This is a genomic window from Leptolyngbya sp. 7M (assembly GCF_018128485.1).
Map to the genome: position 1 here is coordinate 3,114,016 of NZ_CP070897.1, position 14,052 is coordinate 3,128,067.

The 14,052-nt window shown below is 48.8% G+C and carries 16 protein-coding genes; 10 read left to right on the top strand and 6 right to left on the bottom strand.

Annotated features, from left to right (window positions below; translation table 11 throughout):
* Positions 1–410: 410 nt before the first annotated feature.
* The 3 genes from JVX88_RS15350 (at position 411) to JVX88_RS15360 (ending at position 4,364) form a co-directional block, all read left to right on the top strand.
* Positions 411–1,649, top strand: coding sequence for an FG-GAP repeat domain-containing protein (locus JVX88_RS15350; RefSeq protein WP_211628174.1), 1,239 nt, complete (start codon positions 411–413; stop codon positions 1,647–1,649).
* 179 nt (positions 1,650–1,828) lie between these two features.
* The gene (locus tag JVX88_RS15355) at positions 1,829–2,917 is read left to right on the top strand and encodes an acyltransferase family protein (RefSeq protein WP_211628175.1); all 1,089 of its coding nucleotides are present in this window, start codon (positions 1,829–1,831) and stop codon (positions 2,915–2,917) included.
* A 7-nt stretch (positions 2,918–2,924) separates the two neighbouring features.
* Complete coding sequence (locus JVX88_RS15360) at positions 2,925–4,364, top strand: 2-succinylbenzoate--CoA ligase (protein WP_211628176.1); 1,440 nt, start codon at positions 2,925–2,927, stop codon at positions 4,362–4,364.
* Here JVX88_RS15360 and JVX88_RS15365 read toward each other — a convergent pair.
* Both JVX88_RS15365 and JVX88_RS15370 read right to left on the bottom strand, forming a co-directional pair.
* Positions 4,297–4,818 (bottom strand): OsmC family protein, encoded by a 522-nt coding sequence (locus tag JVX88_RS15365; RefSeq protein WP_211628177.1) that lies wholly within the window; start codon positions 4,816–4,818, stop codon positions 4,297–4,299. The two genes, JVX88_RS15360 and JVX88_RS15365, sit on opposite strands and share 68 nt — an antisense overlap.
* Positions 4,815–5,048 (bottom strand): hypothetical protein, encoded by a 234-nt coding sequence (locus JVX88_RS15370; protein WP_211628178.1) that lies wholly within the window; start codon positions 5,046–5,048, stop codon positions 4,815–4,817. Before JVX88_RS15370 ends, JVX88_RS15365 begins: the two co-directional genes overlap by 4 nt.
* Positions 5,049–5,101: 53 nt before the next feature.
* Between JVX88_RS15370 and JVX88_RS15375 the strand changes: the two genes are divergently transcribed.
* From JVX88_RS15375 to JVX88_RS15385, 3 genes are read left to right on the top strand one after another with little or no spacing between them, the layout of a single operon-like run.
* The gene (locus JVX88_RS15375; RefSeq protein WP_211628179.1) at positions 5,102–5,629 is read left to right on the top strand and encodes a hypothetical protein; all 528 of its coding nucleotides are present in this window, start codon (positions 5,102–5,104) and stop codon (positions 5,627–5,629) included.
* A 47-nt stretch (positions 5,630–5,676) separates the two neighbouring features.
* A complete protein-coding gene (locus tag JVX88_RS15380; protein ID WP_211628180.1) occupies positions 5,677–6,489 on the top strand; it encodes a hypothetical protein in 813 nt (270 codons plus the stop codon).
* Between the two features lie 4 nt (positions 6,490–6,493).
* Complete coding sequence (locus JVX88_RS15385) at positions 6,494–7,999, top strand: hypothetical protein (protein ID WP_211628181.1); 1,506 nt, start codon at positions 6,494–6,496, stop codon at positions 7,997–7,999.
* Here JVX88_RS15385 and JVX88_RS15390 read toward each other — a convergent pair whose 3' ends face one another.
* Positions 8,000–8,293: a PDZ domain-containing protein gene (locus JVX88_RS15390; protein ID WP_211629139.1), complete on the bottom strand. Its 294-nt coding sequence runs from the start codon at positions 8,291–8,293 to the stop codon at positions 8,000–8,002.
* On the opposite strand from JVX88_RS15390, the gene JVX88_RS15395 reads away from it, so the two are divergent.
* Positions 8,237–9,151: an inorganic phosphate transporter gene (locus JVX88_RS15395; protein WP_211628182.1), complete on the top strand. Its 915-nt coding sequence runs from the start codon at positions 8,237–8,239 to the stop codon at positions 9,149–9,151. The two genes, JVX88_RS15390 and JVX88_RS15395, sit on opposite strands and share 57 nt — an antisense overlap.
* A gap of 42 nt (positions 9,152–9,193) precedes the next feature.
* Here the strand turns inward: JVX88_RS15395 and JVX88_RS15400 are convergent, their stop codons facing one another.
* Positions 9,194–9,835, bottom strand: coding sequence for a GUN4 domain-containing protein (locus tag JVX88_RS15400; protein WP_211628183.1), 642 nt, complete (start codon positions 9,833–9,835; stop codon positions 9,194–9,196).
* Positions 9,836–10,348: 513 nt separating this feature from the next.
* On the opposite strand from JVX88_RS15400, the gene JVX88_RS40685 reads away from it, so the two are divergent.
* Both JVX88_RS40685 and JVX88_RS15410 read left to right on the top strand, forming a co-directional pair.
* On the top strand, positions 10,349–12,367 hold the full coding sequence (locus JVX88_RS40685; RefSeq protein WP_211628184.1) for a GAF domain-containing protein: 2,019 nt from the start codon (positions 10,349–10,351) through the stop codon (positions 12,365–12,367).
* A 229-nt stretch (positions 12,368–12,596) separates the two neighbouring features.
* Complete coding sequence (locus tag JVX88_RS15410; protein ID WP_211628185.1) at positions 12,597–12,782, top strand: hypothetical protein; 186 nt, start codon at positions 12,597–12,599, stop codon at positions 12,780–12,782.
* Between the two features lie 64 nt (positions 12,783–12,846).
* On the opposite strand, the gene JVX88_RS15415 is transcribed toward JVX88_RS15410, so the two are convergent.
* Positions 12,847–13,311 (bottom strand): CYTH domain-containing protein, encoded by a 465-nt coding sequence (locus JVX88_RS15415; protein WP_211628186.1) that lies wholly within the window; start codon positions 13,309–13,311, stop codon positions 12,847–12,849.
* Between the two features lie 49 nt (positions 13,312–13,360).
* Here JVX88_RS15415 and JVX88_RS15420 point away from each other — a divergent pair, with 49 nt between their 5' ends.
* Positions 13,361–13,543 carry a hypothetical protein gene (locus JVX88_RS15420; RefSeq protein ID WP_211628187.1) on the top strand — a complete coding sequence of 61 codons (183 nt, stop codon included), beginning with the start codon at positions 13,361–13,363 and terminating at the stop codon, positions 13,541–13,543.
* Here the strand turns inward: JVX88_RS15420 and JVX88_RS15425 are convergent.
* A complete protein-coding gene (locus JVX88_RS15425) occupies positions 13,513–13,830 on the bottom strand; it encodes a hypothetical protein (RefSeq protein ID WP_035997605.1) in 318 nt (105 codons plus the stop codon). The two genes, JVX88_RS15420 and JVX88_RS15425, sit on opposite strands and share 31 nt — an antisense overlap.
* Positions 13,831–14,052 lie beyond the last annotated feature (222 nt).

The window sequence follows — 14,052 nt, forward strand, 5'->3', positions numbered from 1 at the left end:
TTGCCAGTATTTACTGGTGATTTACTAATTAATTAAGTACCTCGGCATAATTAAAAACCAGATTCAAAACCCTGTGCGGGCGGCGCAGCGGGCGGCGCAGGGTTTTGGGTTTTATGTTTAATTATGCTCACCTACTTAGCAATTTAGTTTCTCTGTCGTTCTAAATGTATCTCCACGACGAACTAATTGCATGAGGACTTAATTGCAATTCAAGCTCTGAAATCTACCTGTAAGGAGTTTAGGGCCGGATTGTTTTGCTGATTCTACCCAGCTAATTCACTAATCCATTCAAGTCAGACAACGGCTCTGCTGCTTGCTCCTGCTCTGGAATGGCACGCAATTTTTTCATGCACTCAAACTTAATGAATATGCTAAGCCACCTACAATCTGGACAGGCTAACAATTGGCCTGTGCATCAACAAATTAATCGGTACTTTAATTTAGACTCTAAAATTCCTAAGTGCTCGTTAGGAACAAACCTGAAATCACATTTTGCTCGAAGTCGCGCCGAAAATGGAAATACTTTAGGCAAGCTAACGTCTATTTCTAGTGAAACGTCTCTGAACTTATCAAAACTAGGCTTTGGCAGACATCAAAGGCAACGAATTAGTGCCCGTAAACAGACAAGCCAACGAATCTACGGGTGCTGTGGCTGTCAATCCTGCTTAAGCCAAGGCGACCTCTCCCCTAACTTAGATAGAGCGATCAGCAACACAACTGGATTCGAGTCGTCTCCATTTCCTCTCAAACAGGGCTGGTTATACGATCTGGGGGTTGTAGATACTAATAACGACAATATTTTAGATGTTTTTACCACCAATCACAATGCCACCGAGAACCTGCTGCTGGGTAGCCCATCTGGCAGCTTTACTGATGTTTTATCTCAATGGAATCTGGATCAAGACCGCAAGTTTCCTGGATTTGGAGACTTTAATTATACGCCGCCGTCCCACCTCAAAGGATTCCATATCTATCGCCGCATGGATAATGAATTGCATCTCCGGTTACAGCAAGGCAGTAAACCGATTCAGGGTGAAATTGTGCTTCCCTCACCCAGGACTCGTAAATCCAATATCCAGATTATGAGCCGACATCAAGCCAATGTCCAGCTCAAACACTTCCCCTGGCAACAGGGACGACGAACCCGGATCCGATTCAAAATTCGTCCGAATGGACACTTGGTATTAAACACCAGATTTTCGGAGACAAATTACTCGTTTAAGCTGGAGAAACCATTACAGCTACAGCAGGTATATGTGGGCGGGCGACAAATTCATCCCAAAAATCACCAATTTAAATTACAGTTGCGCGATCGACACAGTATGGCTTGGGCTGATTATCAAGGCGATAACCGCATGGATGTATTTATGACTAGAGGAGGATTACGTGGCCAAATTCTCAAATTTCCCAGTGCCAGTCAACCCAAAGACGAATTTTTCACCAGCATAGGCAATGGCCGATTTAAAGATCGCGCCGCTCAGCTTGGGTTCGAGAAGCAGGGATGCCGTGCTCGTAAAATTGCCTGGGTTGACTTCAATCAGGACAATCGGCTCGACTTGTATATTGCAGGACTAAAAAGCCCCAATCAACTGTTTCAGCAGCAATTGAAGAAATTGCTATTGAAAAAACAGCAAAATTGCAACAGATGATTGGTTTTTATGGCAATAACTGGTACTTTTATAGCCGTAACCCTTGCAATCAGTAATGACCAGTCGTTCACTCTATTTGCTACTGCTCAAAGTTCCTGAATTTAGCATAGCTAATCCAATGTTTGTCTTGGTTCATATTTCATCTTGCTCAAATTTTGCTAACCCTGAGGCACATGATTATGACCAAGCCAACTAGCAGCCAGCCAATTGTGTCTGGAACTGGAGCTATCAATACCCGCAAGAGCTTATCAGAAACTCTATTTTTTATTAGAGGTTTGGCGATATTTTCTGTTGTCGTTGGCCATGTGATTGGAGATAGAACGGCAGGAATTCGCCAACTCTACTTACCTGATCTTTGGCAGCTTCGAGATCTGCATGACTTCATCTACTCGTTTCACATCCCCATCTTCTTCATCCTCTCTGGTGCTGCTTTTATCTTGTTTAGTAGCAGCACCAGCAGTTTTTTCAGCTTTGCCAAGAATCGCGCTAATCGTTTGCTGATTCCTTTGTTGTGCTGGGCACCTCTGCACTCTCTGCTCTGGTACTTTGAGGCGGGCCGCCCATTTTCTTGGCGGGAAAGCTTGACTGCAATTTTTTCTCCTAACTTGATTTTTTGGCTCTGGCAGTTGTTTCTTGTTTCAATTGTTTCCTACCTAGCTCTGAGAATACTGCCGACTTCCATCTACTTTGCCCTATCCATTCTGCTGTTTGGACTTTCATTTTGGCTCAAGGGTAGCCTAGCAGACTTTTTCTATTTCAACTGGTTTTACGTCAGTGGGATTTTGATTGGCTTGCGAATCAACCATCGAACAACGCTGCCACTCGTGCGATTCTCTCCTCTCTGGCTATTAGCGGCAGCCGGGTTGATCTTTGTTGGTATGGTGGCTATCTATTTTTATACTCCCGTTGCCTATCCTAATATCATCAGAGCCATTAACGGTTCAATTGGATTTTTAGGCATGTATTGCATCGCCATTTTCAGTTATCTAATTACAGCCCATCGCTCACGAAATCGTTTGCATTATCTTCTGGTGAGTATGAGGCGCTTTATTCTACATTTAGGCAAACTGAGCATGACTATTTATGTCATGCATATGTTCTTCAGTACTATTGCCAGAGTTGTATTGATGGGATGGAACATAACAGAACCATCCATACAGCTTGCGTTCGGCATTTTGATAGCAACACTTGGCCCACTTGCTATTGATGCGTTACTGCGTCCTCGATCTAGGCTGTACCTGTATACAATTGGCGAAGCAAGCAATTGAGAAGTTTATGCCCCTGTTGTCTTATCTAAACCAGCGTGCCCAAGACTGGCTAATCGGTATTGATCCAGTCACATTGCTAGCACTGACAACCCAACGGTTGGAGCAAATCCACCAACACTCAACGACACCATACCCGACCATTCTTTTAGCTGAGGCTGACCCGATCCAATTCCTAGCCGGATTTATCGCTGCCTGCTCCAGCGACTGTCCTGTGTTTCTCGGCAATCCCAACTGGGCCGAAGCCGAATGGCAGCAGGTATTCAGCTTAGTGCGCCCCGATCTGATTTTTGGGAACGGACTTTCCCGCTCCCCCACCTTCTCCAACTTCCCCATCTTCCTTAATCCTCCTACCCCCGGTCGGAACATGATCCCTACCAGCGGTTCCTCAGGCAAAATTCGCTTTGCCATTCACACCTTAGAAACATTGGCCGCAGCGATCCAAGGATTTCAGGCTTTTTTTGAGGTGGAGCAAATTCATGCGTTTTGCGTTTTGCCGCTCTATCATGTCAGTGGTTTAATGCAGGTTTTACGTTCCCTGCTGACGGGTGGACGGTTGGTAATTTTGCCGTTCAAGCAATTAGAACATTCATTGACTCAGCCTGCTATTCATTCATCTACCCTACTTCAATCGATTCCCAGCCTAGCTCAATCATTTGATTCCGAACCGTTTTTTCTATCGCTGGTGCCGACGCAGTTGCAGCGCTTGCTTCAGAATCCGGTCGCCGTTGACTGGTTACAGCAGTTTCCCACTATCTTTGTGGGAGGAGCACCGGCATGGCCAGAGTTACTGACTATCGCACAGCAGCAGCAACTTCCTCTAGCTCCAACCTACGGCATGACGGAAACAGCAGCCCAGATCGCCACCTTGAAGCCAGACCAGTTTTTGCAGGGAATGACTGGCTGTGGTCAAATTCTGCCCCATGCGCAGGTTCAGATTAAAGACGCCGCATCGCCTGCTGACGTAGGACTGATTACAATTCAAGCCAAATCCTTAATGCTGGGTTACTTCCCGGACGCCACTCAGCCCAAACAATTCTGGACCGACGACTTGGGCTACTTAGACACGCAGGGAATTTTGCATGTTGTAGGGCGAAACAGCCAAAAAATTATTACAGGTGGAGAAAATGTTTTTGCGACTGAGATAGAAGCCGCCATTCGAGCGACGGGTCTGGTGAACGATGTGTGCGTAGTTGGCATGCCCGATCAGACGTGGGGAGAGGTTGTAACAGCAGTGTATGTTCCTAGTTCAGCAGCCGTATCGCAGTTTGAGCTGAAAGCTGCTCTAGCACCCCGACTCAGTTCATTCAAACATCCGAAACAGTGGATTGCAGTTGCTACGTTGCCGCGCAATGCCCAAGGAAAGATGAATTCTGAACATCTCAAGCAAATTCTCGAATCATATCAAACTCCATATCCTCATCAATCTCCGAATCAACAGCATGGGTAACTAGCGGTTCATGTCGTACTGGAAACGCAACTGAATTGGCAATAAAGCAAATCTCATGGGCTTCTTGATGAAGGGTTCGCGCTTTTTCTAGATCATCTCCGGGTTCAATCGTGACACGAGGATGCAGCATCACTTCGGTAAAGCGGACTTTTCCCTGCTCCGACGCCATCTGTCCCATCACTTCGTCCACATAGGAAACCACCCGAATGCCAGCCCGGGCACACAGCGCCAGATAACTCAGCATATGGCAAGCCGATAGGGAAGAAACCAGTAACTCTTCTGGATTATGCAGGGCTGGGTTACCGCGAAAAGCCGCATCGGCAGAGCCAACAATACAAAGCTTGCCATCAATTGCCACAATATACTCACGCGAGTAGGACTCATAGGACGTCGTAGCTCCTTTGCTAGCACCAGTCCAAATCGTTGTTGCTCGATAGATATGTTCTCCGGTCATTCTGGATTGCCTCTAATCATCCAAAACAGCAAATTGACGTTTAAGTATATGATTTCTGGAGAAAAGAAAAACAATTTTCTGCAAAGGACCTGGATGGGAGTTCCGCCAGCGGTCGTGCCACCATCTTCGTTGAATTCATAGGTGCCGATCCATTGCTTTTGTGCCGAAACGATCGCGGTAAGACTGAAACAAAGAAAGATGATTGCGAACGATCTTCTGGTCCGATGCATAGATAAGATAAGCAAAGAAAGTGTATTCTGTAAACGACATTTGAAGTATAGCAATGAACGAAAAGTATATCCAGATTTTGGGAATGGCTGTTTCGGCTATCTACTTTGCTTTCATTGTTTTCCTTTATGCTGCTGAGCCCCGCTCGCTAGAGGAGCTTACCGTAAAGGCACGCGAAACTCTCGACACGGCGGTAACGAAGGGAACCATTATAACCGGCACTTACTCTATCGACAGCCAACTCTTCCAGCAGGGCGTAAACGATTTCCGGCAGGATAATTTTATCGCGGCAAGAGACGCTTTCATGCGAGCAGACCCCGAACGTCGTGATGCCGACGTGCAGTTCTATATCGCATATAGCTTTTACCGGCAAGGCTGGGGTAGATTCTCGAATGATGATGTATTGTTCCGGAACTCGATCGAGACTCTCGACCGAGTTATCATTCTCGACCCTAATTTCCGCTCTAAAGACACCGATCTAAAACTTAGAACACCTGCGGAGCTCCGCGCAGAGCTTGACGAAGGCCTAAGAATTACGGCAGATGACTTTAATCCGATGCGGCTGTTGCGCGAACGAAAATAGACCGGCTGCCAATTGCATTTTCGACTGAGATATAGCATATCGAGCAAATGAAAGAGGGAGTTGACGTAGAAAACGAAAGAAAGATCATCGAAAGCCAGGAGTCTGTTTTGGAAGAGCTTGTCGATGGTGCCGGCGATCATAAGAACGCCCTCGACGCTCCAATAACACGCCATGTAGCCCCCCAAAACGAGAACCTGACTCAGAGATATTATGGCCGATATTTTCTGATCCCGGCGATCTTTCTTACGGTCGCTCTTCTCGGCGGGATGCGTCTTGGCTCGATAGATGGATCATTCATTTTTCTGAAACCGTCTTTATTGTGCCTTGTCTTTGCGTCGATCATGATGGTCCTGTTTTTCCGGACGGGACTTATTCGTTTGGATGGTTGGTTGAATGAAACTTTTACAATGCGGATGAACGCCGCGAACTCGGTAGTGCTGTTTTCTCTTTTCGCCGGAACGACTCAATTGTTCAATTCGCTAATACCGGAACAAGGTTTGCCGTTCTGGATCATTTCATTTTGCTTTTTCTGGACACTTTGGAACAACCTTTTCGCAGATTTCGACACCAAAAGACTTCTTCGCTCGCTTGGTGCCCTTTTTGGTCTGGCATTTGTTGTTAAATATCTGGTCTTGGCGAATCTGGCGGCACCTGCTGATCGAAATTGGTTACGTGGCATTCTGGAGTCGCCCGGAAAACAGGCTATGACGTGGCTATTGGACATTCCGCAATTTTCAGCTGCAACTGGTTATATTCAATTTTTCGCTGTGATACTTTTCCTTGTCGGACTTTATCTGCTGCCAACATCAGCCGATGTTTTGCAAGTTTCAATACCTTCGCGAAGCCGGCACAATAGATAATTTTATGAGGTTCAACCTTCTTGTCATCGTTATCGTCGCGCTTTTCTCAACGGCCTATGCCCAATCGCCGTCGTCCGTTATTTCAAGGGCCGAAAAGGCCCTCGGAGGGAAAAAGGCCATTCAATCTGCGTCAGTTTGGAAAGCCACCGGAATTATCACTGATCCATCAGACGGTAAGACCGGGAGGTTTGTGATCCAGGCAGCTATGCCGAATTTTTACCATATTGCTTATGACATTGACGGATTTGAGTATGAGGCAGGATATAACGGACGGTCCGGCTGGGAGCGTGATTCACGCAATGGGCTAAGAACATTGACCGGGCGCGAAAGCCTGGAAATGCAGGCCGAGGCAGGCTATCGGGCTTCCCTTTGGCTCAACTATAAACAAGAACGTGCAAAGCTCGCCGCCGCCTCCCGAAGCAGTGTTGTCGGAGCTCCGGCGAACGTACTGCTCTTGAACTCGCCAAAGGGGACAGCGATCCGTATTCACTTCGATGCATCGACAGGACTCCCGATCCGTGATGAGATAGTCGGAGAAAATGGGAATCGTGTTTTTACATACGCTGATTTTCGCCAAACCGGCCGCGTCCTCCGGCCATACAGTATGACAATGTCCACTGGGGACGAGACGTTTCAGATCGCGATCGACCAATACGAAACGCTGCCGCGGCTCGACCGTGCCGCCTTCGATTTCCCGAAAAACACTGGTGAACCGCTTCCGGATATCTCTGAGTTGCTCAAACAGCTTCAGGAAAACGAAGATCGTGTTGAAGACCTGCTTGAGACCTACTCTTATACTCAACGAAATACACGAAGAGAATTGGGAAAGGACGGTGTATTGCGCGAGGTCGGCTCGGAGACCTACCAGCTTTCATTTTACAAAGGCTATCGAATCAGGCGTTTAGTAGAAAAGAACGGGCGTCCGCTGACCGAACGCGAACAGCTTAGCGAAGACCGTGAAGTTGAAAAACGTGTTGCTGAGATCGAAAAGCAGATCGCTCGAGAAGAAAAGCGGTCGGCTTCCGGCCCACCATCCGAAAATGGACAACGCGTTTCCATAGCCGAAGTTCTTCGGGCTTCCAGGCTTATAAACCCACGAAGGGGGCGCTTTCGCGGCCGCGAAGTGATCGTGTTTGATTTTGAGCCAAACCCGTCCTTCGACTATAAAAATGCCAAAAGTATGCTGAAGTTCTTCGGCAAGACTGCCGGGGTGATGTGGATCGATGAGAAAGACAAGCAGGTTGCACGCCTTGAGGCATACCTCGCCGACAGTTTCAACGTAGGCGGAGGCGTTCTTGCAAAACTGCGGAGAGGTGCGACCTTTGTGCTCGAGCAGGAGCGTGTCAACGACGAGATATGGCTTCCATCTTCGGCCGATATAAATCTTTCGGTTAGAGTTCTGCTTTTTGGCGGTGTCAATGTAAATCAGGTGGTGAGGTCTTACGACTATCGAAAATTCGCCACAGAGGTTACCGATGCAGCGGTGAGCCCGGACGCGAAAAAGCCATGATCATGGCCTGATCAGGCGAATATCTTTTTGTTGGTTGTCGCGTTTGACGGTGATCGAATCAGCGATCCGTCCGCTCTCTATCGTCTGCGCAGAACCTACATTCCGCTCGCCTATTGAAACTATCACATCACCTTTCTGTATCCCGGACCGCTCCGCGATACTTCCGCCGGCAAGCCCCTTAACTTCCCACCTGCCGCCTTCTAGTGCGAAAAACCGCCGCCCCTCTGGGTTCGAGGTTTGCTGATTCTCACCTGCACCGGCGTTAGTTTTGCCCACGGCTCGAACGATGGTCAAAAAGGCATAGGGTTGATCATGCTAATTCTGGTCGGCATTTTGCCAGGACTCTATGCCTTAAATCTGAATCTAACTTCCGAGTCAATCAGCCAGCTCACGTTCTCTGCGCAAACCATCGTTAATCAACTCGAACAAATCGAACAGGATCATTTATATGAGATCAACTATTTGCCGGTAGACAACTCGCAGATCGCAGCTAATGAACAGGCAACGAACGAGTTGTCTCGCTTCTTGAAAACGAGTGCAGATATTAGCGAGATTACACTAACAGCCTTGGCCGTAAAAGAAAGGAAAATTACTGAAATGCTCGCTGGAGCTAGTTTGACTGGACTTTCTACTCCACAGCGAGCGCAGCTTCGCAGCGATGTTTACCTGATCTCAAGCACGCTGGAAAAACTGGATCGGCTCCACCAACTGCCAATTGCTTTAGATACCGACATCGTGCAAACCCATCGCTGTCAGTTGGCTAGTTTGACTCAGTTCATTCCGATCTGGGTCAAGGTTGCAGTCGCGATCGCCTTGGGAATTGGAACGATGGTGGGTTGGAAGCGGATTGTGGTTACAGTCGGCGAGCGGATCGGCAAAGAGCACCTCACCTACGCCCAGGGAGCCTCAGCCGAACTCGTGGCGATGGGTACAATCATCGCAGCTGATCAGTTAGGTCTGCCGGTGAGCACAACCCACGTCCTTTCCTCTGGGGTTGCAGGTACAATGACGGCGAACGGATCGGGATTGCAAATCACAACAGTGCGCAACATTCTGCTGGCCTGGATATTGACCCTACCGGTTTGCATCGGGCTAGGTGGAGCCACCTTTGCGGCAGGTTTGGCCGTGGTGCATCTGCTTGGTTTTGAGTAGCTGACAGAGTATCAGGCGTGAATTGAATCTTTGCTGCTCATCCTACAGTCCACAAGTCAACAGCCGATTAAAGAAATAGTTGGTCATTTTAGAACCAAAGGGTGAGTTCCACCAGCGAGAAGGATGACAGCCAAGGGGTGCACTCAGCGTATAGTCTAAATCGTCGCATTTAATCCATTTTTCGTTAGCACGCCACCCAACCCGTTCACCGAATCGTTCAATCATCGTTCGATCTTGAGCAATGGTAGTTTCTAGGGATCCACCCGCCTCTTGATAGATTTTAATTTGCACACTAAAGCCAAACTTACCCTGACTGTGGGTCTGCCAGAGATTATCAATCACTCGCAGATTACTACAGGGAAACTGCCGCATATCGTCAGGTGTAATATCTTCCAGGTTAGGTTCACCCGTCACGGCCTGAATCACGCGAATGGTTTCCCAATCAGCTTCCCGAAAATCCCCTGCGGCTAGCAGTTCCTGTAGCTTTTGGTAGCGCTGCACATCGGTCACCAGCATCAAGCTATTTTCTGAGCGAGTTAACCGATCGCTGATGGCAGTGAGAATTTGACCAAACTGTTGTAGCTGGGTTTCAATCGCAGTGAGCCGCGTCATTAGCTCAGATGCTTGGAATTCAGATGCTTGGAATTCAGAGGTCTGGGGTTCAGGTTGTTGCAGGTCAGACATGACTTACCTCAGGGTGGAGAGCAGCAAATGCTTTGCCTAATCATGCCACAGAAACTCAACTCTGGTTTGTAGCCTGGGTTGTGGCATGATTGGTGGCCTGTTGCCCTGAATTGGATTACCTAAAAAACCGCATTAACACCCATGCTTTCTGGTGCTTCAGCAATTTGACTTACTTTGTACTGAAATTTTTCCGTAAAATTGTGGAATTCTTAAGATCGAAAACTGATGAGGCAGTGAACAATAGAACTTAACCTCCCTGTTTCTAGCATTTATTGCCTCATGGGCCGCTAACGGTTCGGAATAGGTGGTGCAAATTGTCAATCGAACCGTTAGCCTTCACGCAGTTTGAGTTACGCAGTTTGAGTTACGCAGTTTGAGTTAAAGAGATCGCAGATCAGCCATCCATGCCCCCCTGTATCCACCGAGGTCCAGCTGAGAATTTGTTCATTCTTTCGGGTAGTGCCCCGAAACGGCCATCGTGATCTAAATCGTGATCTAACAAGTAACGTAACAATGGATCAGTTGCAGAAAGCTGAGCAGACTTACCACCTCCTTGATTTAATGCCGATTGGAGCCTGTGTGCTGGATTCGGACTATCGCGTTTTGTTTTGGAACGCTTGTCTGGAGCAGTGGACTAATCTCCCAAGAACAAAAATCATTGGGCACGGCATTGGCTCCTATTTTCCGGTTTTTAATCAGCCCGAATATCAGGCACTATTGCAATCTATCTTCCTAGGACAGAAAACCAAACTGTCGCTCAAGCAGCTTCTGCCGTTATTTTTGCCCCATCTTGCTGTTACCCATCAGTGTCAAATCACGATCACAGCTGTACCATCTCCCCAAAGTGAAGGCTATGAGGCGTTACTCTCCATTCAAGCTGTAGCGGTTTCTAGTTCAGCGGATGAGCAACCCATCCCTGCAGGGAGTCCAGCAACCCCTAATCCAGTCACCCCCTTTGCTAATCTACCTTCAGAAAATAGCTGTGAAGCTGAGCAGGCTGCTGATTCTCGTTCTGCCGGATCTTTAGTGCAGCAACTGCGACGCCGCACCCATCTGCTCGAACAAATTACTGCCGCTATGCGCCAGAGTTTGGATACGCAGAAAATTTTCCAAATGACGGTGACTCAGATTGGTCGGGCCTTTGAGGTGAATCGCTGCCTGATCCACAGCTACACCAGTAACCCCGCACCCCAGTTAAGCGTAATTAGCGAGTATGTGGAACCGGGCTATGACGCTACTTGTAACTTGCAGATTCCCGTTGCAAATAATACCTATGTCGCCAGACTGTTAGCGGGCGATCAGGCGATTGCCTCAGCAGATGTCACCACCGAACCCCTGCTGCACGGCATGGTTCAGGTCTGCCATCGCTATCGAATTCGCTCGCTGCTAGCCGTTCGTACCTCCTATCAAGGGGAAGCCAATGGAGTAATCAGTTTGCAGCAATGCCATCGAGTCCGCCACTGGACTGCGGATGAAGTGGATTTACTGGAAGCGGTTGCAGCTCAAGTTGGCGTTGTGATTGCCCAGGCCCGATTGTTGGACCAAGAACGGCGGCAGCGGCAGGAACTGACGTTGAAAAATGCGGCGCTGGAACAGGCTCGCTGGGAAGCGGAAGCATCCAACCAGGCCAAAAGCAACTTCCTCGCCACGATGAGTCATGAAATCCGCACCTTTGCCGGTACACCAGGGACCGGACGAGGATTAGCGGCCCGGTGTTTTGCGGAACTGCTGCTGGCTCGTGATCCCAGAGAGGAAATTTCTCCTACACTGCGGCAGCGAATTCAGCAGGGTAATCATCCCGATTTGCTCTGGGTGGAGCCAACCTATTTGCATCAAGGCAAATTGATCTCAGCTGCAGAAGCAGCCGAATTAGGAATCAAACGCCGCACTCCGCCGGAAATTCGCATCGACCAGATTCGGGAAGTCTCCCGATTTTTGAGTCGTCCACCGCTAGAAGCTCCCCGTTCAGTCGTGGTATTGGAACAGGCCGACAGTATGACCGAAGCAGCCGCCAATAGTTTGCTCAAAACGCTAGAGGAACCCGGAGCAGCCACGCTGATTTTGATTGCTCCTAGTCCCGACTCGCTGCTGCCTACCCTGGTGTCCCGCTGTCAGCGAATTCCATTTCAGCGCCTGGATCAATCTGCAATGGGGCAAATTTTGCGGCAGACCGGTCAGACCGAACTCCTAGAGCATCCAGAAATTTTGGCCTTGGCGCAGGGCAGTCCGGGTGAAGCGATTACCCACTGGCACTACCTGCAAAATGTACCGCCAGAACTGCTGGAGCAGCTTATCCATCTGCCCACTTCACTCCGCAGCATCCTGGAACTCGCCCGCCAAGTAGACCAAACGTTAGAGCCAGACACGCAGCTTTGGTTACTGGACTACTTGCAACATTGCTACTGGCAACGAGGCCAATCCGCTCGCCTGCCGCTGCTGGAGAATGCCCGTCGCTATCTGCGCCGATATGTGCAGCCACGCCTAGTATGGGAGGTGTCGCTGCTGCAAATCAGCCAAGCGGGAAGCACGTGATCCACGACCCCCGAACCGTTTGTTGCGAACTATTTGTTGTGAACCATTGGTAGCCAACTATTTTGTAAGCACTGGTAGCTCGGAACAGTAATTCTGTTGGCTGACGGAACTTTGTTATCAAATACAGCCCTAGGCAGAGACTGGGATTGGGGCTGATTGCCTAAATTAATGTTTACGTCAAACTTTTAATTGATAGCACTCAGTACTTAGTTAGAAGGAGCACTCGGCCATGAAATCTTCTGTAAAGCCTTCATCTATCACGCTTCCAATGGCAACTAGCTCGATGATGGGTCAATTTGAAGTGGTGCAATTTCAATCAGTGGCAGAGGCAGACCGCGCGATTGCTCAATATTACGGAGCTGGTCCCCAATTTGCCACCACATTTCGGGGATGGCAGATGAATCTAGGGCACTAATTCTCTAGCCTATTCCATAGCCTATTCCATACCAACCAGCGCTGCTTGGGGAGATGATTCTGGACTACCAGCGGCTAAATGGGTGCTTAGCCAGGTTGGCATTGAAGTAGCGCGGATCGTGAGACACTTCTTCGCCAATCCAAGCTGGTAAATCTAGCAATTGATCGGCGTTAGTCAACTCTACTTCGGCTATGATCAGCCCTTGATTTTCGCCACCAAATTCGTCAATCTCCCAAAGCACGCCCTGCCAGGGAATGCGATAGCGGATCTTCTCGATCAGAGGCTGCTGGCAAAGAGTATCGAGCAATTCGGTTGCATCCTTGAGGGGAATGGCATACTCATACTCGGCTCGGCTGATGCCCTGGGTGGCTCCCTTGATGGTTAAATAGCCCTGATCGTCTGCTACTCGGACTCGCACAGTGCATTCTGGACTTGCGGCCAGATAGCCTTGCCGATACACTACTCCTGTCGCCAACTGTCGCCACTCCTGTCCTTGGACCAGAAACTTGCGCTCGATTTCAGTTGCCATTGTTGGTTTGCCCCATCTACCGGTTCTATCCCCTGTTAGCACCGTAGCCATGACCATCACCGAACCCACCACGATGCTCACGGACTACGTCCTTGCAGGGATTGCTTTTATTTTGGCAGGGTTTCTTCGGGTGGGGTGGCGCAGGCAGCAACGGTCAGTTTGCGCCTGGACGGCGGCTTTTCTATTTGTCCCGACGCAGCCCTATGGTTCTGGGGTGATACTTTCGCGGTGAATTTCGGTGCCGTTGACAGTACCGAGCTGCTGCCGCACATCGTCGATGGCTTCGTTGAGCTGGGCAATTTTGTCTTCTAACCCGCGTCGCGCCACTTCGATGCTTTGTTCGGATGAGGCTTTTAGCTGCCGTTTCTTGACGGGTTTTGCGCCTGATCGCTGGTCCGAATCCAGCTTAGGTTCAGCCTGGAGGCGGGAGGCGGCTAAGGTGCCAATTACCCCACCGACAACGCCACCCACAACGGTGCCCAACAAAAATCCGCCCAAAAAATTTCCTTGTTGACTCATAAGGTTTTACCGATTGCTTTTACCGATTGCGTGTTTGCCAATTTCTACAGTCGTGAATTGGTTAAATCTACTCCTAACAATTCTTCAGATTCCAGCGTTGCTTCTATTCTCGGTGCTATTCTCGATGCTTTTGCTTTTAGTTCAAAACGTATCTGTACCTATCTGTATAGTGCTCCTGCTTGCGGGTTGAAACGATTCTTGTGCTGATGCCGAATTAAATTC